The sequence below is a fragment of the Agrobacterium sp. rho-13.3 genome (genome assembly GCF_033957765.2).
Lineage (GTDB): Bacteria > Pseudomonadota > Alphaproteobacteria > Rhizobiales > Rhizobiaceae > Agrobacterium.
Genome location: NZ_CP192775.1, coordinates 1,274,144 through 1,295,350 on the forward strand (window position 1 = coordinate 1,274,144; position 21,207 = coordinate 1,295,350).

Annotated in this window: 17 protein-coding genes and 1 riboswitch; of the genes, 6 read left to right on the forward strand and 11 right to left on the reverse strand. The window is 56.9% G+C overall.

Going from position 1 to position 21,207, the window contains the following annotated elements; genetic code table 11:
- Positions 1-20 precede the first annotated feature (20 nt).
- From RMR16_RS20750 to RMR16_RS20760, 3 genes are all read right to left on the reverse strand, one after another.
- On the reverse strand, positions 21-1,490 hold the full coding sequence (locus RMR16_RS20750) for an FGGY family carbohydrate kinase (protein WP_320197507.1): 1,470 nt from the start codon (positions 1,488-1,490) through the stop codon (positions 21-23).
- 103 nt (positions 1,491-1,593) lie between these two features.
- The gene (locus tag RMR16_RS20755; RefSeq protein WP_320197508.1) at positions 1,594-2,550 is read right to left on the reverse strand and encodes a transketolase family protein; all 957 of its coding nucleotides are present in this window, start codon (positions 2,548-2,550) and stop codon (positions 1,594-1,596) included.
- Complete coding sequence (locus RMR16_RS20760) at positions 2,550-3,359, reverse strand: transketolase (protein ID WP_320197509.1); 810 nt, start codon at positions 3,357-3,359, stop codon at positions 2,550-2,552. The genes RMR16_RS20755 and RMR16_RS20760 overlap by 1 nt, the downstream gene beginning before the upstream one ends.
- 234 nt (positions 3,360-3,593) lie before the next feature.
- Here RMR16_RS20760 and RMR16_RS20765 point away from each other — a divergent pair, with 234 nt between their 5' ends.
- The 4 genes from RMR16_RS20765 to RMR16_RS20780 all read left to right on the forward strand — a co-directional run bounded on the left by RMR16_RS20765 (position 3,594) and on the right by RMR16_RS20780 (position 8,029).
- The gene (locus RMR16_RS20765) at positions 3,594-4,574 is read left to right on the forward strand and encodes an ABC transporter permease (protein ID WP_320197510.1); all 981 of its coding nucleotides are present in this window, start codon (positions 3,594-3,596) and stop codon (positions 4,572-4,574) included.
- Between the two features lie 124 nt (positions 4,575-4,698).
- Positions 4,699-5,628 (forward strand): sugar ABC transporter substrate-binding protein, encoded by a 930-nt coding sequence (locus RMR16_RS20770; RefSeq protein WP_320197511.1) that lies wholly within the window; start codon positions 4,699-4,701, stop codon positions 5,626-5,628.
- A gap of 119 nt (positions 5,629-5,747) precedes the next feature.
- Positions 5,748-7,226: a sugar ABC transporter ATP-binding protein gene (locus RMR16_RS20775; RefSeq protein ID WP_320197512.1), complete on the forward strand. Its 1,479-nt coding sequence runs from the start codon at positions 5,748-5,750 to the stop codon at positions 7,224-7,226.
- A gap of 14 nt (positions 7,227-7,240) precedes the next feature.
- Entirely contained in the window at positions 7,241-8,029 is a 789-nt protein-coding gene (locus RMR16_RS20780; protein WP_320197513.1) for an SDR family oxidoreductase, read from the forward strand.
- Positions 8,030-8,100: 71 nt separating this feature from the next.
- Here RMR16_RS20780 and ribB read toward each other — a convergent pair whose 3' ends face one another.
- Complete coding sequence (ribB, locus tag RMR16_RS20785) at positions 8,101-8,742, reverse strand: 3,4-dihydroxy-2-butanone-4-phosphate synthase (RefSeq protein ID WP_320197514.1); 642 nt, start codon at positions 8,740-8,742, stop codon at positions 8,101-8,103.
- A gap of 113 nt (positions 8,743-8,855) precedes the next feature.
- Positions 8,856-9,001, reverse strand: a riboswitch (FMN riboswitch).
- Between the two features lie 214 nt (positions 9,002-9,215).
- On the opposite strand from ribB, the gene RMR16_RS20790 reads away from it, so the two are divergent.
- On the forward strand, positions 9,216-11,444 hold the full coding sequence (locus tag RMR16_RS20790; RefSeq protein WP_320197515.1) for a heavy metal translocating P-type ATPase: 2,229 nt from the start codon (positions 9,216-9,218) through the stop codon (positions 11,442-11,444).
- On the opposite strand, the gene RMR16_RS20795 is transcribed toward RMR16_RS20790, so the two are convergent.
- A complete protein-coding gene (locus RMR16_RS20795) occupies positions 11,441-12,766 on the reverse strand; it encodes an NAD(P)/FAD-dependent oxidoreductase (RefSeq protein WP_320197516.1) in 1,326 nt (441 codons plus the stop codon). The genes RMR16_RS20790 and RMR16_RS20795 overlap by 4 nt on opposite strands.
- A gap of 228 nt (positions 12,767-12,994) precedes the next feature.
- Here RMR16_RS20795 and RMR16_RS20800 point away from each other — a divergent pair, with 228 nt between their 5' ends.
- Positions 12,995-13,471 (forward strand): Lrp/AsnC family transcriptional regulator, encoded by a 477-nt coding sequence (locus tag RMR16_RS20800; protein WP_320197517.1) that lies wholly within the window; start codon positions 12,995-12,997, stop codon positions 13,469-13,471.
- 66 nt (positions 13,472-13,537) lie between these two features.
- Here RMR16_RS20800 and RMR16_RS20805 read toward each other — a convergent pair whose 3' ends face one another.
- The 6 genes from RMR16_RS20805 to RMR16_RS20830 form a co-directional block, all read right to left on the reverse strand.
- Complete coding sequence (locus RMR16_RS20805; protein ID WP_320197518.1) at positions 13,538-15,202, reverse strand: ABC transporter ATP-binding protein; 1,665 nt, start codon at positions 15,200-15,202, stop codon at positions 13,538-13,540.
- Positions 15,202-16,044: an ABC transporter permease gene (locus tag RMR16_RS20810; protein ID WP_320197519.1), complete on the reverse strand. Its 843-nt coding sequence runs from the start codon at positions 16,042-16,044 to the stop codon at positions 15,202-15,204. Before RMR16_RS20810 ends, RMR16_RS20805 begins: the two co-directional genes overlap by 1 nt.
- Before the next feature lie 2 nt (positions 16,045-16,046).
- A complete protein-coding gene (locus RMR16_RS20815; protein WP_320197520.1) occupies positions 16,047-16,997 on the reverse strand; it encodes an ABC transporter permease in 951 nt (316 codons plus the stop codon).
- Between the two features lie 130 nt (positions 16,998-17,127).
- Positions 17,128-18,741 carry an ABC transporter substrate-binding protein gene (locus RMR16_RS20820; RefSeq protein ID WP_320197521.1) on the reverse strand — a complete coding sequence of 538 codons (1,614 nt, stop codon included), beginning with the start codon at positions 18,739-18,741 and terminating at the stop codon, positions 17,128-17,130.
- Positions 18,742-18,873: 132 nt separating this feature from the next.
- Positions 18,874-19,644 carry an HAD-IA family hydrolase gene (locus RMR16_RS20825; protein WP_320197988.1) on the reverse strand — a complete coding sequence of 257 codons (771 nt, stop codon included), beginning with the start codon at positions 19,642-19,644 and terminating at the stop codon, positions 18,874-18,876.
- 189 nt (positions 19,645-19,833) lie between these two features.
- Positions 19,834-21,207: an aspartate aminotransferase family protein gene (locus RMR16_RS20830; protein ID WP_320197522.1), complete on the reverse strand. Its 1,374-nt coding sequence runs from the start codon at positions 21,205-21,207 to the stop codon at positions 19,834-19,836.

Below are 21,207 nucleotides of genomic sequence, written 5' to 3' on the forward strand. Positions count from 1 at the left end.
AAGCCCTCCATGGTGAATTTTTATTCACCATTAGACGAGGCCGTCGGTAACGTCGAGCGGGCAATTGCATCGGCCCATGTGGCAAGTCGTTCATTTCGACTGGATGGTACCGGTTCAATCGTGTTGCCGCTAGAATTGAGACTCGCGATGGTCTCAAGATCAGACCAGATGCCCAGCGCAAGCCCCGCAAGGTAAGCCGCACCAAGGGCCGACGCTTCCGGCGCGTCACGCTGAATAACGGGATGTTCCAGCATATCCGCCACGCATTGCATCAGAAAACGGTTCTGACTGGGGCCGCCATCCACGAACAGGCGTCCAAAACCGGTAGGCGATTGCGCGCCCATGGCGGCAAACACGTCATGGACCTGAAAAGCGATGGAATCCGTGACCGCACGCGCCATCTGTGCACGGGTTGTGGAGAAGTTAATTTGCGAGAACAGGGCGCGGCTGTCGGAATCCCAATAGGGTGCGCCGAGGCCGACGAAGGCAGGCACGAAGCCGGGACCGCCCGGTGCTGCCGTTGCGGCAAGATCGACGAGCGCTGCCACATCTGGCAGTCCCAGAATTTCCACCATCCATGGAAGCGAGGCGGCGGAAACCAGAATATTGCCTTCGAATGCGAAGGTTGGCCTGCCGCCCAGCCGCCATGCAACGGTGGTGGTGATGCCACGTTCAGGCGCGATGAAGTGGGGCAGCGTGGTCATGACAGAAGAGCCGGTGCCGAACGTCACCTTGCCATCGCCGGGGTTGAAGGCGCCGTGGCCAAACAATGCCGCGTGGCTGTCGCCAATCGCGGCCAGAATGGGCGTGCCGTCCTTGATGCCCGGAACGTTAAGTGTCGTGCCGAAGTCACCACTGCTGTCGCGAACCTGTGGCAGAGCGTCGAGATCGATGCTGAACAGATCGCAAAGCTCCTGGCTCCAAATTTGCCGGTTGAGGTTCAGCACCTGACTGCGGGCGGCGTTCGAGGCGTCGCAAGCATGGACTTTGCCGGCGGTGAAGCAGTGAATGAGCCAGCTGTCGATCGTGCCGAGCCGCACTCTACGTCCCTTTGGAGCACGATCCAGAAGCCAACGCATTTTAGCGCCGGGAAACATCGGGTCGATGGGCAGGCCGGTCAGCGCCATGACGCGTTCGGAGTGGCCTTTGTTGATCAAATCTGCGCACTCATCCGCCGTGCGGCGGCACTGCCAGCTCAAAACCGGGCCAAGCGGCTCTCCGGTTTCGGCATCCCAGATGGTAACGGATTCGCGCTGATTGGAAATGGCGATGGCTTCGACGGTGATGTCGTTCGGTGCCGTTTTAAGGCAAGCGGCAATCGCTTCGCAGACGGATGCCCAAATGCGCGTGGGGTCTTGCTCAACCCAACCCGGTTGCGGGTAGGTGATGCCGACAGGTGATGAACCTCTGGCCAGCAGTGCGCCCTTCTCGGACACAAGAATAGCCTTGGAGTTTGTCGTACCCTGATCGACGGAGAGAATAGCGCGCATCAAAATATTCTAGCCTTGAACTGGAGCAATTCGAAGAAGGACGGTCACAAAAAAAAGGGAGCCGCCACGCATCGGCAAGACACGCAGCGGCTTGGGAGAGACCTTATTTTCTTTTCAGCAGAGCCACGGCAGCATCCGCGATTGCGGCTGGCGCCATGCCGAACTCATCAAGCAGCCATTCTGCGGAGCCGGTGTGAGCAAACACGCCCGGTACGCCGAGACGCTTCATGGGCACGGGAGCATGATCCACGACCACCTCGGCAACAGCGGAGCCGAGGCCACCGAAGATCGAATGTTCTTCTGCCGTCAGGATTGCGCCGGTTTCGTTCGCCGCGGCAATAATGGCAGTTTCGTCAATCGGGCGCACGGTTGCCATGTTCAACACACGCGCCTTGATGCCCCGTTCTGCCAAAAGATCGGCAGCTTTGACGATGCGGTGTGTGAGCGTGCCATTGGCAATCAGTGTAATGTCTGAACCGTCACGCAACAGATTGGCGCGGCCAAGCTCGAAGACATGGCCCTCCGGCAGAAGATCCGGCACACCAACACGCGAAAGGCGCAGGAAACAGGGGCCAGCATATTCCGCAGCCCATTTGATCGCCGCTGCGGTTTCGATGCGGTCACACGGTGCGATCACTGGCAGGTTGGGCAGAACGCGAGTCCATGCAAAATCCTCGATGGAATGGTGCGTCGGTCCAAGTTCACCGTAAGCCATGCCGGAGGAAATGCCGACCAGTTTCACATTCGCATTGGAATACGCCAGATCAGCCTTGATCTGCTCCAGCGCACGGCCCGTCAGAAAGCAGGATGCGCCGCAGACGAAAGGCAGTTGCCCGCCATTGGCAAGACCAGCACCGACGCCGACCATGTTTTGTTCAGCAATGCCGACATTGATGAGGCGTTCTGGAAACTTCGATTTGAAACCGCCGAGTTTGGAAGAGCCGACAGAGTCATTGCAAACGGCAACAATCCGCGGGTCGTTGGCTGCAAGCGTTTCCAATGTTTCGGCAAAGGCGTCACGGCAATCATAAAGCTTGGCGGCAGATACGGGCGCGTTCATTATAATGCCTCCGAAAGTTCTTTGACGGCAATGTCATATTGTTCCCTGCTCGGAACCTTGTGGTGCCAGTCCACGCGATCCTGCATGAAGGAAATGCCGTGGCCCTTATTTGTATGCGCGACGATGCAATGCGGGCGCGTGCCACGATGTTCGAGTGCTGGAACCACCTGCGCCATGTCGTTGCCGTTGATTTCGGTTACTTCCCAGCCAAAGGCTTCAAGCTTGGGGCGCAGCGGTGCAACATCATTGGTATCGGAGATGGATGCTCCCTGCTGGAAGCGATTGTGGTCGATGATCAGCGTCAGGTTGTTCAGTGCAAACTGCGCGCCAGCCATAATGGCTTCCCAGTTGGAGCCTTCCTGCATTTCACCGTCACCGGTCATGACGTAGGTGTGGTAATCTGCACCAGACAGCTTGGCGGCCTTTGCCATGCCGACGGCAACCGGCAGGCCGTGGCCGAGTGGACCGGTGTTGGTTTCCACACCCGGAACCTTATTGCAGTTCGGATGGCCGTTGAGACGGGAATTCGGCTTGAGGAAGGTTGAAATTTCCTCTTCCGGAATGAAGCCACGCTTGGCGAGCGTCACATAAAGTGCGCAAGCCGTGTGACCTTTCGACAGCACGAAACGGTCACGGGCCGGGTTTTTCGGCTCATCCGGCCAAATACGCAACACACGGAAATACAGTGCGGTCATGATGTCGATAGCTGACATTTCTCCGCCCACATGACCCGCGCCAGCTTCGAATACGGCTTGAACATCGCGCAGACGAATCTGTCGGGCGACGCGTTCCAGCTCTTTGGGTTCCATGGCATCCTCATTATGATACATGTGTGAATATTTATACATATGCCTATATAATTGCAAATTTGGAAAGCCTGTCAAGCTTAATCCATATTGGTCAGCCCATTTTAATTCCTTTTCCGCCGCCACCATAACTATTGACAAGCCTCTCAAAACTGCTTTATGCATGTTTCACCGACTGTGAATAAATATTCTAATCGGTTTAAAAATCGCAAGTATCGTCAAATGGTGGGAGGAGTTATGTCTGTGGTAGAGCGCAAGGACGCGGTCAGTCAGGTCAGAAATCCGCTCGCGTGGTTGAGTGGTGCGACCGGACCATTGGTGGGCCTCGTGCTGCTATGTTTGTTTTTGTCCTTCGCCAGCGACAATTTTCTGTCTCTGCGCAATGGTCTGAACATTCTCGACCAGATCACGGTTCTCGGCATTATGGCCATCGGGATGACCTTCGTTATTCTGCTGGGCGGTATCGACCTTTCGGTCGGTTCGGTTCTGGCTCTCTCGATGATGATCATGGGCTGGACGGCAAATATTGCTGGTATGCCCATGGGCGCTGCAATCGTTCTGGCGCTTCTCGCCTCAGCCGTCTGCGGCCTGATCGTCGGTGTTCTCGTCACGACCTTCCGTGTGCCGGCGTTCATCGCAACACTTGCCATGATGTCTGTGGCGCGTGGCGTCGCCAATATGATTACGGACGGTCAGCAGATCGTCGGCTTTCCAGACTGGTTCATGATGCTCGCCATCGACCGCCATTTCGGTGTTTTGACAGCAACCGTGCTGTTGATGCTGGTTGTCTCGCTGGTGTCGTGGCTGTTCCTGCGTTTTCGTGCGGAAGGTCGAACGGTTTATGCGGTTGGCGGCAATGCTGAGGTTGCTCGCCTCGCCGGTATCAACGTGCAACTGGTGACGATTTTTGTTTACGTGGCCTGCGCCGTACTGGCTGGTCTCGCCGGTATCGTGCTTGCGGCGCGTCTAGACTCCGTGCAGCCCTCCAGCGGTTTCGGTTATGAACTGGACACGATTGCTGCGGTGGTCATTGGCGGCACGTCGCTTTCCGGCGGTGCAGGCGGCATCGGTGGCACGCTGATTGGTGTGTTGATCATCGGCGTGCTGCGCAACGGCCTTAACCTTCTCAACGTTTCCCCTTTCTTGCAGCAGGTTATCATCGGCGTGGTCATTGTTCTTGCCGTGGGTGCTGAAACCTTGCGCCGCAGAAAGGCCTGATCCTACAGCTTTGGCGGAGAGTTTCTGCCTTGGAAGAACCATCTCCCCGGTTGGGGAGAGGATAAACGGCCAGAGGGGAGGAGGCATAGTCTCCCGAAGGCCATAACAAACCGGAGGAATAACAATGAAATTTTCGCGCATCCTGCTGACATCCGCAGCACTTCTGGCACTGTCTCTCGGTTCCGCAAACGCGGCTGAAGTCAAAAAAATCGGCCTGGCCGTTGCCAACCTGCAAGCAAACTTCTTCAACCAGATCAAGCAGGCGGTTGAAGCTGAAGCCAAGACCCGCGGCATTTCTGTCGTGACCGTTGATGCGAAGGGCGATGGCCCAACGCAGGTCAACCAGATCCAAGATCTTCTGACGCAGAACATTGATGCACTGATCTACATTCCTGCCGGTGCAGCAGCAGCCACCGTTCCGGTCAAGCTTGCCAAGGCTGCTGGCGTTCCAGTGATCAACGTTGACCGCAATGCGGACGGCGCACCGGGCGATACGTTCCTGGCAACCGATTCCGTCACATCCGCCAAGGCTGTTTGCGATCACATCATCAAGGAAGCGGGCGGCAAAGGTAATATGGTCATCATCCACGGCCAGAAGGGCACGACGCCGGAAGTGGACCGCACCAAGGGCTGCATGGAATCCGTCAAGGCCAATTCTGGTGTGAAGGTTGTTGCAGAACAGTGGTCGAACATGTGGAGCCAGGACGAAGGTTTCCAGATCATGCAGAACCTTCTTCAAGCAAACCCTGACGTTTCCATCGTGTTTGCACAGGCGGACGGTCTTGCGCTTGGCGCAGCGCAGGCCATCAAGGTTGGCAATCCTTCCCAGAAGATCATCGTCGGTGGTTTTGATGGCGACACGGCTGCTCTGGAAGCTTTGAAAAATGGCGTCTTCAACGTCACAGCCACACAGCAGACCCAGAAGATGGGCCGCACCGCGGTTGAAATGGCCGTGAAGATCGTTGCTGGCGAGAAGGTTCCTCCGGTTCAGTTGATGGATGCGACCTTGACAACCAAGGATAATGTTGCTGGCTTCATCGCCAACCATCCTTAATCTTTTCAAAGCGCCGCGCCTTCTGTTGAGGTGCGGCGCTTCGATGTCTTGAAGCCCCGTCTCACGAGATGTGAGATCGTGGCTCTTCAATTTGAAGTGCTCAAGGGAGGTTCCCCGTCATGCGTGAGCCGGTTCTTTCGCTCCGTGGCATCACCAAACGCTACGGCCCGCTCGAAGTTGTGAAGAACGTCGATCTCGATGTTTATCCGGGAGAGGTGCTTGCTCTGCTGGGTGAAAACGGCGCGGGCAAGTCAACGATTTCAGGCATTATCGCGGGTTCGCGAGAGCCGTCCGAAGGCACGATGACGTGGCAAGGCCAGCCTTACGCGCCCGCTTCTCCGCGGGATGCCATCGACAAGGGCGTGGTCCTGATCCACCAAGAACTGAAGCTTCTGCCGGAGCTTTCGATCGCCGAAAACGTGTTCATTGGCCGTTGGCCCATGAAGAACGGCGTGGTGAACCGGGCGGAAATGGTGCGTCGTGCGCAGGAGCAACTGGCGCGTCTCAATCTGCACATTCCCGCGACCCGTAAAGTGGCAGGTCTTTCGACCGCCAATCAGCAGCTTATCGAAATTGCCAAGGCACTGGCGCTCAATGCCAAACTTCTGATCCTCGATGAGCCGACGGCGGCTCTTGGCGGTGCAGAAACGCAGGCGCTTTTCGAGCAGGTGCGCAAGCTGCGCGCCGAGGGCGTGGGCATTATCTACATTTCCCACCGCATGGAAGAAATCCGCCAGATCACGGACCGCATCGTCGTGCTTCGGGACGGCCAGCGGGTTGCCGAATTTGCCGATAGCGCAACGCCTGTCCGCACCGTAGTGGAAAGCATGGTTGGGCGTTCGCTGGAGCGCATGTTCCCCGCATTGCCGCAGCCGCAAGACAAGCTGGTGCTGGAGGTTAAAGGGCTGACGGGGGCAAACAATGCTTTCCGCAATGTCAGCTTCAGCGTTCGCGAAGGTGAAATTCTGGGTATTGCCGGTTTGATCGGCGCTGGCCGCACCGAACTGGTGCGGGCCATTGCCGGTGCAGATGCGATCAGCCAAGGGCAGATTTTGCTGAACGGCAAGCCGCTCGCGCTAAAAAGCCCAGCTGACGCCATCGCGGAAGGCATCGCCATGGTGCCGGAAGATCGTAAGCTTCAGGGGCTGGTGGTCGACCATGAGATTGGTGAGAACATCATTTATGCCAATCTCGATCAGTTGGGCACATGCTGGGTCACGCCCGGCGTCAAGCGAAAATTCAGCGCGGCTGCTATTGCCAAATTCGGCGTGAAAGGCCGCAGTGAACAGTCGGCCTCCGATCTTTCCGGTGGTAACCAGCAAAAGGTCGTGATTGCCAAATGGCTGGCGCGTCATCCGCGTGTCGTTGTTCTGGATGAACCGACACGTGGCATCGATGTCGGCGCACGCGCAGGCATTTACGACATTATCGTTGATCTGGCGAAACAGGGCGTGGCTGTTATCGTGGTCAGCTCTGACCTCGAAGAAGTGCTCGGCGTGTCAAATCGTATTCTGGTTCTTGCCCAGGGAAATCAGGCCGGCATCCTCAACCGCGACGAAGCCAATGACGTTTCGGTCATGGAACTGGCGACAATCTAAAGAAGGAAATATCGATGTCCAACATCACGCTCAATGCGCCAAAACTTTTTGATCTGTCAGGGCAAGTCGCGCTCGTCACCGGCGCAGGCTCCGGCATCGGCCAGCGCATTGCCATGGGTCTGGCGCAAGCCGGTGCCGACGTGGCTTTGCTGGATCGCCGCACCGATGATGGTTTGGCGCAGACGGCAGATTTCATTGCCAAGGCTGGCCGCAAATCCGTGCAGATCGCTGCCGATGTGACAAGCAAACAGGCGCTGACCGATGCGGTGGCCCGCACGGAAGCAGACCTTGGGGCGTTGTCGGTGGCGGTCAACGCGGCTGGTATCGCCAACGCCAATCCGGCGGAGGAGATGGACGAAAGCCAGTTCCAGACCATGATGGACATCAACCTGAAGGGCGTTTTCCTGTCCTGTCAGGCGGAAGCGCAGGCCATGCTCAAACACGGTCGCGGTGCCATCGTCAACATCGCGTCCATGTCCGGTGTCATCGTCAATCGCGGCTTGATGCAGTGCCATTATAATGCGTCCAAGGCGGGTGTCATTCACATGTCGAAGTCCATGGCCATGGAGTGGGTGGCTCGCGGCGTCCGCGTCAACACCATCTCTCCCGGCTACACCGCAACGCCAATGAACACACGGCCCGAGATGGTGCACCAGACAAAGCTGTTTGAAGAACAGACACCCATGCAGCGCATGGCGAATGTGGACGAAATGGTTGGCCCGGCGATCTTCCTGCTGTCGGATGCCGCAAGCTACGTTACCGGCGTTGATCTTTTGGTGGATGGCGGATTCTGCTGCTGGTAACGCTGTAAACAATTATCGAAATGAAAAATGCGCCCTTAAAGGGCGCATTTGCTTTTCAGGCTTCGATCGGATCAGGCAACCTGCTTTTCAGCAATGTCGCCGTGCTCACGCACAGTGAGATAATCGACCAGATCCTTGATCGTCACCACCAGCAGACCATGGCGGTCGGCGAAGACTTCCAACTGCGGAAGACGGGCCATGGTGCCGTCGTCGTTTGCAACTTCGCAGATTGTTCCGCTAGGGAACTTGCCAGCGAGGCGGCAGAGATCGACAGCAGCTTCCGTGTGACCTGTGCGGCCAAGCACGCCGAGAGGATTGGCGCGCAGCGGGAAGATGTGGCCGGGCCGTGCAAAGTCATCCGGCTTGGTATCTGGCGACACCAGTGCACGAACGGTTTTGGCCCGGTCGCTTGCGGAAATTCCGGTCGTCGTGCCTGGAATATAGTCTACGGAAACGGTGAATGCCGTTTTGTGAAACTCGGTATTGCGGGGCACCATCAGTGGAATATCGAGTTCGTCCAGACGTTCGCCCGGCATCGCCACGCAGATGAGGCCACGCGCGTGGTTCATCATGAATGCGACCTGTTCGTGAGTGACGCTATCGGACGCGACGATGATGTCGCCTTCGTTTTCACGATCTTCATCATCCACGACGATGACCATGTCACCGCGTGCAATGGCTGCAATCGCATCTTCAATTTTAGAAATAGTCATTTCATGCCTTTCAAGGGTGATGCTGTCTCCAGCACTTTCGCGTTTTTTGAAAACGCCAAATTTCCCTTGGGCGAACAACGTAACATTGCCCCGCTGCGTGCGGGTCTCTGCCACCTTGTTCTCTTCCATCCGGACTATACCGTCGGCTCCGGCATCTCACCGGATCTGCTGACCCTCCGGTAGAACCGGAAGCGCTCGCGGGCTCCGGGAAAATCCCGATACCGCCGGTGGGGAATTACACCCCGCCCTGAGAACAAAGTGAACATAAGTCATTGATGTGATGTGAAGCAAGAGGCAAAGCTTGCTTGCAAAGGCGGGTTTGGGAAAAGAATTTGCGTGATGCGGCATTAGGCGAAAAATCACAGGTGTCTCACCGCGATCACATCCGATTAAATCCATAATCGCGCTTTTTCCTCTTGCAGCTCTAGTTACTAGAGGTCGTAAGACGTGGGTATAAACGAAAGGAATGCCCCATGAGCACGGCTTTACAGACCAGATTTCGAGTGGAGGGCATGGATTGCGCCTCCTGCGCCGCCAAGATCGATACCGCAGTGCGTCGTATGCCTGGTGTCGAGGATGTGTCCGTGTCCGTCACCGCAGGGACGATGACCATTAGCCATGATGAGAAGAGCGACCTGACAGCCATCGGGAAAAAAGTCGGCGGACTTGGGTATGCCGTTCAGCAACTCGGGGCTGGGACTTCTGTAAAGACCGAAGAGCACCATGATCATGGTGCCAGCTGTAACCATGATCATCATCACGATCACACATCGCACGGGTCGGCCGCGGCCAAAGCCGATGTCGAGGGTCTGCATGGTCACGACCACGGCCCAAGCAGCGGGCCATGGTGGAAAGGCAAAAAGGGGCGGGCGACCATTTTGGCTGGTCTTTCGCTGGTGGTGGCATATGGCGTCGGCCATCTGTTTCCGTCCATTCAGCTTTATGCTTTCGCTGCCGCAATGCTTGTCGGGCTGGTGCCGATTGCACGGCGCGCCATTATGGCAGCGCTGGCAGGGACGCCATTTTCCATTGAAATGTTGATGACGATTGCCGCCATTGGCGCACTGGTCATCAATGCCACGGAGGAGGCGGCAGCCGTTGTTTTCCTGTTCCTTGTCGGCGAGTTGCTGGAAGGCGTTGCCGCAGGCAAAGCACGCGACAGCATCAAATCCCTTGCCGCCCTCGTTCCCAAAACGGCTTTCTTGGAAGAAAACGGCAAGACACGCGAAGTGCCTGCGGAAAGCCTCGTCGTTGGATCAACCATTCTCGTTCGCCCCGGCGATCGGATTTCCGCAGACGGTGTCATTGTCTCCGGTGAAAGCTCTATCGACGAAGCACCGGTGACGGGTGAAAGCGTGCCGGTTCACAAGGTGGTTGACGACGTCGTTTTCGCAGGCACCGTCAATGGTGATGCGGCTTTGCGCGTCCGGGTAACCGCTACCGCGCAAGACAACACCATCGCCCGCGTGGTGAAACTGGTGGAAGAAGCGCAGGAGAAGAAGGCGCCGACGGAACGCTTCATCGACCGCTTTTCAAAATATTACACACCAGCTGTCGTCGTCGTGGCCGCATTGGTCGCGATCATTCCGCCGCTCTTTGCGGGCGCGGATTGGAATGAATGGGTTTATAAAGGTCTTGCCATTCTCTTGATCGGTTGCCCCTGCGCGCTGGTGATTTCTACACCTGCCGCCATTGCCGCATCACTTTCCGCCGGTGCACGTCGCGGCCTTCTGATGAAGGGTGGTGCGGTGCTGGAGGGTCTCGGCAAGCTGACGGCAGTTGCCCTGGACAAGACCGGAACGCTGACGGAAGGCAAGCCGAAGGTTACGGACATCGTGCCTTTTGATTTGAGCGAAGGAGAAATCCTCCGCCTTGCCGCCGCCCTCGAAATAGGCTCTAGCCATCCCCTTGCGCTTTCCATTCTGGCCAAGGCGGAAGAGAATGGTGTGGATGTTCCGCCTGCCAATGATGCGAAAGCCTTGGGTGGCAAGGGTGTAACGGCTGTCGTGGAAGGGCAGGAAATATTCCTCGGTTCACCCAAAGCGGCTGCCCAGCGGGTGATGATACCGGAGCAGCATCTGACCACCATCGCCGCACTGAACGATGAGGGCAAAACGGTTTCGGTTCTGCTCGTCGGCGACAAGCTGGCCGGTGCGATTGCCATGCGGGATGAGCCTCGCGCCGATGCCGTTCAGGGTCTGAAGCTGCTGAAAGAACGCGGTGTCAAGATTGTTATGCTGACAGGCGACAACAAGCGCACGGCCACGGCCATCGGTGAAAAGCTCGGCATCGAGGTGCGGGCCGAATTGATGCCGGAAGACAAGCAGCGGATTGTTGGCGAACTGAAAAGCCAAGGCTTCGTGGTTGGCAAGGTTGGCGATGGTATCAATGATGCGCCTGCACTCGCCGCTGCCGATATCGGCATCGCCATGGGTGGCGGAACGGATGTGGCGCTGGAAACGGCGGATGCCGCCATTCTGCACGGTCGCGTTGGCGATGTCGCCCGGATGGTGGATTTGTCCAAGCGCACCATGCGCAATATTCACCAGAATATTGCCATGTCACTGGGGTTAAAGGCCGTTTTTCTGGTGACGACAATTCTCGGCATCACCGGCCTGTGGCCTGCGATCCTTGCCGATACAGGTGCGACGGTTCTGGTTACGCTGAATGCTTTGAGGTTGCTGCGCAATCCAACAGCTTAAAACTCTGCAACCTTGCCCCAGACCGAGGTGTTCAATCGGTCTGGGCGGTAGGGAGCAGGATCGACAATTGGCGTTGCTCCGGTGACGATATCGGCCACCAGATGACCAGCCCCCGGTCCTATCCCGAAACCATGACCGCTGAAACCGGCGGCTAGGATGAAGCCGGGTATGCCCTCGACCTCGCCAATGGCGGGCACACCGTCCGGCGTGCTGTCGATGAAACCAGCCCAGGCGCTGGCAATTTTGGTCTTTTGCAATTCAGGCAACAGGCTTAGAGCACGACGATATGTTTCGTCGATCTGTGTCCGGTCTATCTTGGGGTCGAGAATACGGTTTTTCTCCATCGGTGTAACCGCATCCATACGCCACTTGCGCAATGTTTCATGCCCCGCTTTCCAGCCCTCCAAGCCGCCAAGAGCGAGACTTTTGCGTCGCTTGAGAAACATGGGAACGAACTCGCGGGAGAAACGCAGTTGCTGCGGCGAGGGATCGACACGCGCCCGCCCACTGATGGCCAACGTATAACCGCCATCGCCACGGCTGGTGATAGACACGTCCGCCGTGTGCAGCGCATCCGGCAGGCCTTTCGCACCGGGCGTGACCGAGAGGATGGAAGACCGCACCGAGGCCTGCGGAAAACGAATGCCCTGTTGGTGGCAAAATGACGACGCCCATGCACCACCTGCCAGAACCACGACTTTTGTGGCGATGGCTCCGTTTTCAGTGACAACGCCGCTGACGCGACCACCTTGTAATTCCAGACCACGCGCAGCGCACATTTGATGCACCGTGCCACCCATTTTCAGAATGGCGCGCGCCACGACGGGAGCCGCCCGCGATGGATCGGCAATACCATCAGTGGGCGAAAATACGCCGCCCTTCCAATCGCGATTGGTCGCCCGGCCTTTTTCCCTCGCCTCGCCAGCACTCAACATGTGGGTCGTGACGCCCACTGTGCGGGCAAAATCGCGCCAGCGCGCCCAGCCTTCCAGCTCTGCCTCATTGTTGCTGAGATAGAGAAGGCCGCAACGGCGAAAGCCGGTGTCTTCGCCCGTTTCTTCCGCAAAACGTTCCCAAAGCGCCAGACTGTGCGTGGACATCGGCAATTCGCGCGCATCACGGTTCTGCTGGCGGCACCAGCCCCAGTTTCGGCTGCTCTGTTCGGCGCCGATCAGCCCTTTTTCCAACAGAGCTACTTTCATGCCGCGCTGCGCCAGATAATAGGCTGAAAACACGCCAGCGATCCCGCCGCCGATAACCACCACATCGGCTTCTTTCGGCAATTGTGGTGAGGTTTCGATCCTGTAAAGCGGTGCGGGCATTGTGTTCTCCTGTCGACGCGGCATTCTAACAGCCTCGCCGGTTTGCGACTGCCGCAAGACGCAATGTTCGCAGCATTTTATTCTGTAAGCCTGCGCGCCGCCGCATCATTCTGCCAAATTTGATTTTTTCGGGTATTACCATCGTTCCATATGAGCGGTTTTGCTTGCGCATGAGGCTGCGCCGCATATTATGCTGTCGTGTGATGCAAAAGCAGGATGTTTGGTGATATGAAACTCGACCGGATCGATGTCAAGATTCTCCATGAACTCCAGAAGAACGGTCGCATCACCAATGTGGAACTGGCCGATCTGGTGAACCTTTCTCCCAGTCCCTGCCTTATGCGGGTCAAAAAATTGCAGGCGGAAGGCTTCATCACCAGCTATTCCGCGCAGATCAATATCGGCAAACTTGGTCAGACACTGACTGTTTTTACCGAAGTGACGCTAAAGAACCACCGGCAGATCGATTTTGCGCGGTTTCTGGCCGCTGTTGAGAAGCTGGATTCCGTCATCGAATGCCACCTTGTTTCAGGCGGTTATGATTATTTGCTGAAATTCGTCACCGGCAGCATCGGTGAATATCAGACGATCATGGAGCGGCTGATCGATATGGATATCGGCATCGACAAATATTTCAGCTTCGTGGTGCTGAAATCGCCCATCGTCAAACCGCATATGCCGCTCACCAGCCTTTTCCCGATGTAACGCTCTATTTTTGTTTATACGCATGTCGTTATCGCAAAACCGCTGCACACTTTTGCGCGACATGCTTTAACGCTGCGCGAAAGCCTTCACCAGTTCCGGGTCGCGCTCCAACCCGTCCAGCCAGCCGGTATTGAGCTGTGGAACGGAGGAGAAGAGAAGTTTGGAATAGGGGTGTGAGTCGGCTTTGCCGATAGCAGACGGCGGCATTTGCTCGACCTTCTCGCCCGCATACATCACTGCAATTTCATCACAGATGGCCTGCACGACCGACAGATCGTGGCTGATGAAGATGTAGGAGAGTTTCAGCTCACGCTGCAATTCCTTCAGCAGATCAATGATGGCAGCAGCCACCACCGTATCAAGCGCGGAGGTGATTTCGTCGCACAGGATCAGCTTGGGTTCTGCGGCAAGTGCCCGCGCCAGGTTGACGCGCTGTTTTTGCCCGCCGGACAATTCGCCGGGTCGGCGGTATTTGAGCGTGCGCGGCAGCCGCACCATGTCCATCAACTGGTCGACCCGCGCCTCGCGGGCTGCCCTGTCCATGTCATGATAAAAAGCCAGTGGGCGCTCCAGAATATCGCCAATCGGCTTGGACGGATTGAGCGCCGTATCGGCAAACTGAAACACGATCTGAAGCTTGCGAAGCTCTTCCCGCTGGCGCTGGCGCGCATCTGGCGCAAGTTCCTTGCCGTCAAAAATGATATGGCCGGAAACAGGCGGTAAGATTCCGGCGATAGCGCGGGCCAGGGTCGATTTTCCGCAGCCGGATTCACCAATAATGCCGAGGTTGCGGCCTTCTTCCAGCGAGATATCGACGGATTTCAGAGCCAGCGCCAGCGGCATACCGTTCGGCTGGATTGGGCCGTAACCGGCGACAATGCCCTTGGCCTCAAGCAGCGGCTGCTTTCTGAGTGTCTCGACGTTGTTCGCTGCGCTAGCGTGGATATGGGGCTTGAAGGCCGCGAGCAGTTCCTGCGTGTAAGGGTGCTTGGGGGCGGTCAGGATTTGCTCGGTCGTGCCGATTTCCTGCACCTCGCCGCCCTTCAAAACGACGATGCGGTCGGCAATCTGAGCAACCACTGCCAGATCGTGCGACACGTAAACACCCGCAAGGTTTCCGGCTTTCATGACGGATTTGAACGCGCGCAGCACTTCAATCTGCGTAGTCACATCAAGTGCTGTTGTCGGTTCATCGAAGATCACCAGCCGTGGATTGCCGATCAGCGCCATGGCGGCGGAAAGTCTTTGAAGCTGACCACCGGAAACCTGATGCGGGTAACGTTGGCCGATGGTGTCCGGGTTTGGCAGCGCCAAGGCGCGGAACAGTTCGACGGCCCGTATTCTGGCCTCGGCGTCGCTCATCAATCCATGGATGCGAATGACCTCAATGACCTGATCCATGATGCGTTGCGCGGGGTTGAAGGCTGCGGCCGCGCTTTGCGGCACGTAGGCGACTTCCGTACCACGCAGTTTCGACAGTGCCTTTTGCGACGTCGCCGCCATGTCGTTATCGCCCAAGCGAACCGAGCCGCCGACGATTTTGCAGCCGGGGCGCGTGTGACCCATCATGGTCAGGGCGATTGTGGTTTTGCCTGATCCGCTTTCACCGATCAGCGCGACGATTTCACCATCGGCAATATCGAAACTGACACCGCGAATGATTTCCACCGTGCGACCAGTGTCGGTTTTCGCTTCGACCTTAAGGTCACGAACTTCAACGAGATTGGCCATCAAGCACTCCGGTCCCGAATTTTCTGCGGCAGATTATCGATCAGCAGATTGACGCTGATGGTGAGTGTCGCGATTGCCAGCGACGGAAACATCACGGCAGGTGCGCCGAATGGCAGTCCGCCAATGTTTTCACGCACCAAGGCACCCCAGTCCGCATTGGGTGGCTGCACGCCAAGCCCAAGGAAGGACAGCCCAGACAGCAACAGCACGATGAAGACGAAGCGCAGGCCCAGATCGGCAAGCACTGGTCCAAGAATATTGGGCAAAATCTCTGAGCGGATGATGTAAAATACACCTTCGCCGCGTGCACGGGCAACCGTTACGAAATCCATAGTGTTGATATTGACGGCCAGCGAGCGGGCAAACCGGTAGGAACCGGGCGTGTAGATAATCGCCATCGTCATGATCAGCACCGGAATGGACGGCCCCATGGCGGCAACGATAACGAGACCGAAAAGCTTGCTCGGAATGGAAATCAGCGCGTCAAGAAAGCGCGACAGGCACGTATCGAACCAGCCACCGGTAACGGCTGCGCACATGCCGAGGGTGACGCCGCTGAAACAGGCGATGGCGACCGACGCCAGAGAAATGCCGACCGTGTAACGGGCACCCATCAAAATGCGCGAGAAGATATCGCGGCCCAGATAGTCCGTTCCCATGACGAATTGTTTCGACATTGGCCCGAAATAATCGAAATCCACAATGTCGCCCACGGGGTAGGGGATCAGCAGCGGCGCGAATATCGCGATCAATGCCCAGAAAACGATAATGGTCAGGGCAATCGCGCCGACGGCGTTGAAGCGATAACCAAGCCTGCGGGGAGAAAGAGCAAAATGTGCCATGGTCAGCGAAGCCTCGGATTGGCGACGATGGCGATGATGTCGGCAATGGTAATCAAAACGAGATAACCGATACAGAAGATCATCGAGCATGTCTGGATGAGCGGGAGGTCGCGTGTAGAAACGGCGTCCACCATCAATTTGGCAATGCCGGGATAATTGAAGATCGTCTCAACGATGATGACACCACCCAACAGGTAGGACACGGAAAGCGCCACCGCATTGACGATTGGCCCCAGTGCATTGGGCAATGCGTGACGCAGCACCATTCTGGAGCGCGATGCGCCTTTCAGCAACGCCATCTCCACATAAGGCGTGTCGAGCGTTTCGATAACGGCGGCGCGAGTCATGCGGATCATCTGCGCGGAAATGACGAAGCTGAGCGTTATGACCGGCATGGCAAAGACGCGCAGCAATTCGCCAAACGAGTGAACTTCGTTGGCAAAGGCCAGCGCGGGTAGCCATTTAAGGTAGACGGCGAAGATCAGCACAGCGGAGGTCGCCACCATGAATTCCGGCACGGAAATGACGGTGATCGTGATGGTCGTGACGATGCGGTCATAAACTGTGCCGCGCATGATGGCAGCGGTGATGCCCAGCGTCAGCGCCACGGGAATGGAAAACAGGGCGGTGACGGCGGCTAGCTTCATCGTGTTGGCGAGGCGTCCGCCGATGAGATCGGCAATTGCCATGTTGTTGGCGTAGGATTTTCCAAGGTCACCCACGGTCAGGCCAGCAAGCCAGCGCAGAAAACGCAAAAACGCCGGTTCATCGAGATGCATGGCGGTTCGCAGGCCCGCCACCGCTTCTGGCGTTGCGGATTGGCCGAGAAGGATTTGCGCGACATCGCCCGGCAGCATCTCGGTCGCGAAGAATACGGCGAAGGCGACAATCAGCAGAGTAATGATCGCCACCAAAAGCCGGTTCATCACTAGTGCAAGGACGTGTCTGTTCATGCGGCCTCTCTTTCAGAAACGATCCTGTCTTCCTCAAACATCATTGTCCGGCGAATTGGCGCCGATAGCAATGCGAGGCAAGCAGCGGAGGGTGCCCGCCGCATGTATAGCGGCGGGCGAAGTTCCGGGATCAGGCCTCAAGCCATACGTGTTCAGCGAAGGCATAACCCATCATGCCGCCGAGCGGGCTGGACTGCAGACCCTTGAGCTTGGAGGAAATGCCATCGACGTTGGAGATGTAGACAGGAATGACCGTACCGGCTTCTTCTGCCACCATCACCTGCATTTCGTTGTAGATCGTCTTGCGCTTTTCGACGTCGAGCAGGCCACGGGCTTCCACCAGCATCTTGTCGAACTTCTCGGACTTGTACTGGCTTTCGTTCCACGGTGCATTGGACGCATAAAGCAGCGAGAACAGAATGTCCGGTGTCGGGCGCGGGTTGATATTTCCGAAGTGGATCGGCGCTTTCAGCCAGTAGTTGGACCAGTAACCGTCGGAAGGTACGCGCTGGACATCGAACTTCATGCCAAGCTGCGCGCCTGCGGCCTGCACGACCATTGCCATGTCGATCGAGGAGCTGGCAGCTTCGGATGCGACAATCGGGATCGATTGACCGATGAGACCGGCTTTTTCGAAGTGGAACTTCGCCTTGTCAGGATCGAAGGCTTTCGGCTTGAGATCCTTGTTGTGGTACATGTTGGCAGGCGAAACCGGCTGGTCGTTGCCGATTTCCGCAAGGCCACGCAGCACGGATTTCTGGATTTGCTCGCGGTTGATCAGGGACTTCATGCCCCGCACGAAATCGGCCTTGTTGCCCGGTGCCATGTCGAGACGCATGTTGAGGTTGGTGTAGTTGCCTGAAGTCGTCTTGGAAATAACGACGTTCGGCTGACCTTCCATCAGGCGAATGGCGCGTGGGTTAACGGAGGCGGCGAGCTGGATATCGCCAGCCAGCAGTGCGTTGACACGGGCGGTATCATCCGAAATCGCGAAGAATTCGAAGGAGTCGAGATAGGGGCCTTCGGACTTCCAGTAGTTTTTGTTCTTCGTAGCAAGCGAACGCACGCCCGGCTCAAACACTTCGCAAACGAAAGCACCGGTGCCGTTGGCCTTGGTGAAGTCTGTCGTGCCATCGGCAATGATCATGAAGTGATGCAGCGCCAGAATGGTGGGCAAGTCGGCGTTCGGGTTTTCCAGCGTGATTTCAATCGTCAGATCGTCAACGGCCTTGAAGCCGGTCATCTGTTTGGCAACAGAATTGACCTTGGAGCCAACAGCCGGATCAAGGTGACGCTTGAGGGAGTAAACAACGTCTGCTGAAGTCAGGGACTTGCCGTTGTGGAATGTCACGCCCTTGCGCAGCTTGACGGTCCAGACCTTGGCATCCTTACTGTCGATGCTCTCGGCCAGTTCCATTTTCGTTACGCCTGCCTGATCGAGAGTCGTCAAGCGGTTGTAGAAGGCGCAGCAACGAACGTAATCCGTGGAAAGCGATGCTTTTGCCGGGTCGAGTGTGTCAGCCGTGGACGAGGACCAGCCTGCGGCCTTCAGCGCACCACCGGAAACCGGTGCCGCTGCGAGCGCTTGACCGGCGCGGCCGAGAATGGCCGAACCTGCGGTCATGGCAATGCCACCGGCCATCAGCATCTTGAGAAGTTCGCGACGGCTCGCGCCACGGCGAATGGCGTTCTCAACCATCGCATCGTCTGCGGAGGTCCAGTTCATGAGTGTGTTGTCGGTCATGTTCATTCCCCTTTTTGTTGATCTCATTCGGGTTGAACGGCTTATGGACGCCGTCTTTACCCCTATCGGGCAGGCTCTAGATATGCGCATGTCGTTACCGCAAAACCGCTGCACACTTTTGCGCGATATGCTTTAAGCGTCCGCTTTCTCCTCAACCGCGTCGGCAAGAGCCGCCATGGACGTGAAGTGAAAGTCAGGTGTCGTGAGGTTTTCAGGCTCTATCGTGCCGCCATAACCCTTTTGCGCATGGCGTCTTTCGATCCAGCAATTGGTCATGCCGAGTTTTCTGGAAATGCCGATATCGTGGTACTGGCTCTGGGCAACATGCAGAATGTCGGCTTTCGAGTTGCCTTCGGACTGAACGAAATCGAAGACGTGGTCGAAGAAGGCAGGGTCCGGCTTTTCCGTGCCGGTATCATCGGCGGTAAAGCCTTTGTAGAATGGGTTGCCAAGCTCCTGTGCGAAGCACTCGAAAGCCCAGCGTTGTGCGTTGGTCATGGCAATTAGTTTGTAGCGTTTTCCAAGGCGGGCAAGGGCCTCGACGCTATCTGGAAATGCCTTCCAGCTTTTGGCGGATTCGCGAAGTTGCTCACCAAATTTGCGCTCGGTTGGCAGGCCGAGATCAGCCGCGATCACCAGGTAAACACGCACCAGATCATCTGGGAACAGGCCGACTTCAGGCAGATAACGGGCTTTGCGATAAAGCGCCAAAGCCGCTTCGCCATCGACAGCAACGCCATGTTCTGCGCCGATCTTCTGCAAGCACGTCGTCAATCCGCTTTCGAAATCGATCAGCGTACCAACCACATCGAAGCTCAGATATTTGAAATCTGCAAAACTCTTGGACAAATCAATGCTCCTGTTTTTAGCGGTCTGCGGACTGTCTTGTGGGCGTCGCAGAATTCTATGCTGCAAAGCCAACCCGCAATCGCTGTGTTCCCAGCTTGGCGGTGGCCATGTTTTCCATGTAATCCGCCTTATTGAGATTAATCATCTCAAGAAACTGTCACTGAATTCGCTGAAACACCAAAGTCCTGCGGCACAATCTTCTGAATATCACCGCAAACCGGTATATCCAGCGCAGACTGTGCTTCACGCCATGGCAGCGCGGACGTCCGGGTCTTCCAATGTCTGGTCGAGTGTCATGCGCGTGCGCTCCACAATCGCGTCGATTTCGCTCTCCGTGCAGCACAAAGGTGGTGCGTATCCGAGAACACCATTGCCGAAAGCGCGGATGACCAGGCCATTGTCCCAGGCGCGGTCAAAAATGCGGCGTGACGGATCGGCAGCGGCAGGCAGCGGTGTTTTCTTCTGTTTGTCGGTTACCAGTTCAACGGCCGCCAACATGCCACGCCCACGCACATCGCCCACCAAGGGGTGATCAGCCAGGCTTTCAAGGCCAGTCATCAAACGTGCACCGGCTTTGCGCCCGTTTTCCAACAGACCGTTTTCGTAAAGCTTCAGAACTTCCAGACCAACGGCAGCACTGACCGGATGGGCAGAGTAGGTGTAGCCGTGGCCGACAGCGGCGCTGCCTGCACCATCGGCAATGGTATTATACACCCGGTCAGACATGAATACAGCGCCCATCGGCACGTAACCGGAGGTCAGACCTTTCGCGGTGGTCATAAAATCTGGAACGACATCGTCGTCCGAGCAGGCAAACAGAGGCCCGGTACGACCGAATCCGGTAATCACTTCATCGGCAACCAGCAGAACATCATACTCTTTGCAAACCTCATGCATTGCCTTCAGCCAGCCGTTGGGTGGTACGAGAACGCCACCGGAACCCTGAATGGGCTCTACATAAAAGGCTGCCACGCGCTCTGCGCCAATTTCCTCGATCTTCGCGCGGAGAGCGGCAACGGAAGATGCGATAATGGCCTGCGGGTCGTTGCCGACCGGGTTGCGATAGGCATAGTGCGACGGAATTTTATGCTGCCAGTCAAACGGCAAGCCAAAACCGGCATGAAAGACCGGAAGTGCGGTGAGGCCCGCACCGACCGTGCTCGAGCCGTGATAACCCTGTTCCAGCGAAATGAACTGGTCTTTCTGCGGCGTACCTTTTGAGTGGTAATAATAACGGATGAAGCGGATCGTGCTGTCCACCGCATCGGACCCACCCAGCGTGAAATAAATGTGGTTGAGATCGCCCGGTGCGCGGTCCGCCAATTCCGAGGCGAGGCGGATTGCCGATTCCGAACCGAGGCTGAAATAGCCGGTGGCGTAGGGCAGTTCCCGCATCTGCTTTGCTGCCGCTTCGACGATGCTTTCCTGCCCATAACCAGCATTGACGCACCACAGACCAGCAAAGCCGTCGATCATCTGATGGCCGGTGCTATCCGTCACAGTTGCGCCTTTGGCCGATTTCAGCACACGCACGCCAAGTTTTTCATGGCCTCTGTACGATGCGACGGGATGAACCAGATGGGCGCGGTCGAGTTCGATGAGGGAATTGCTGAGCAT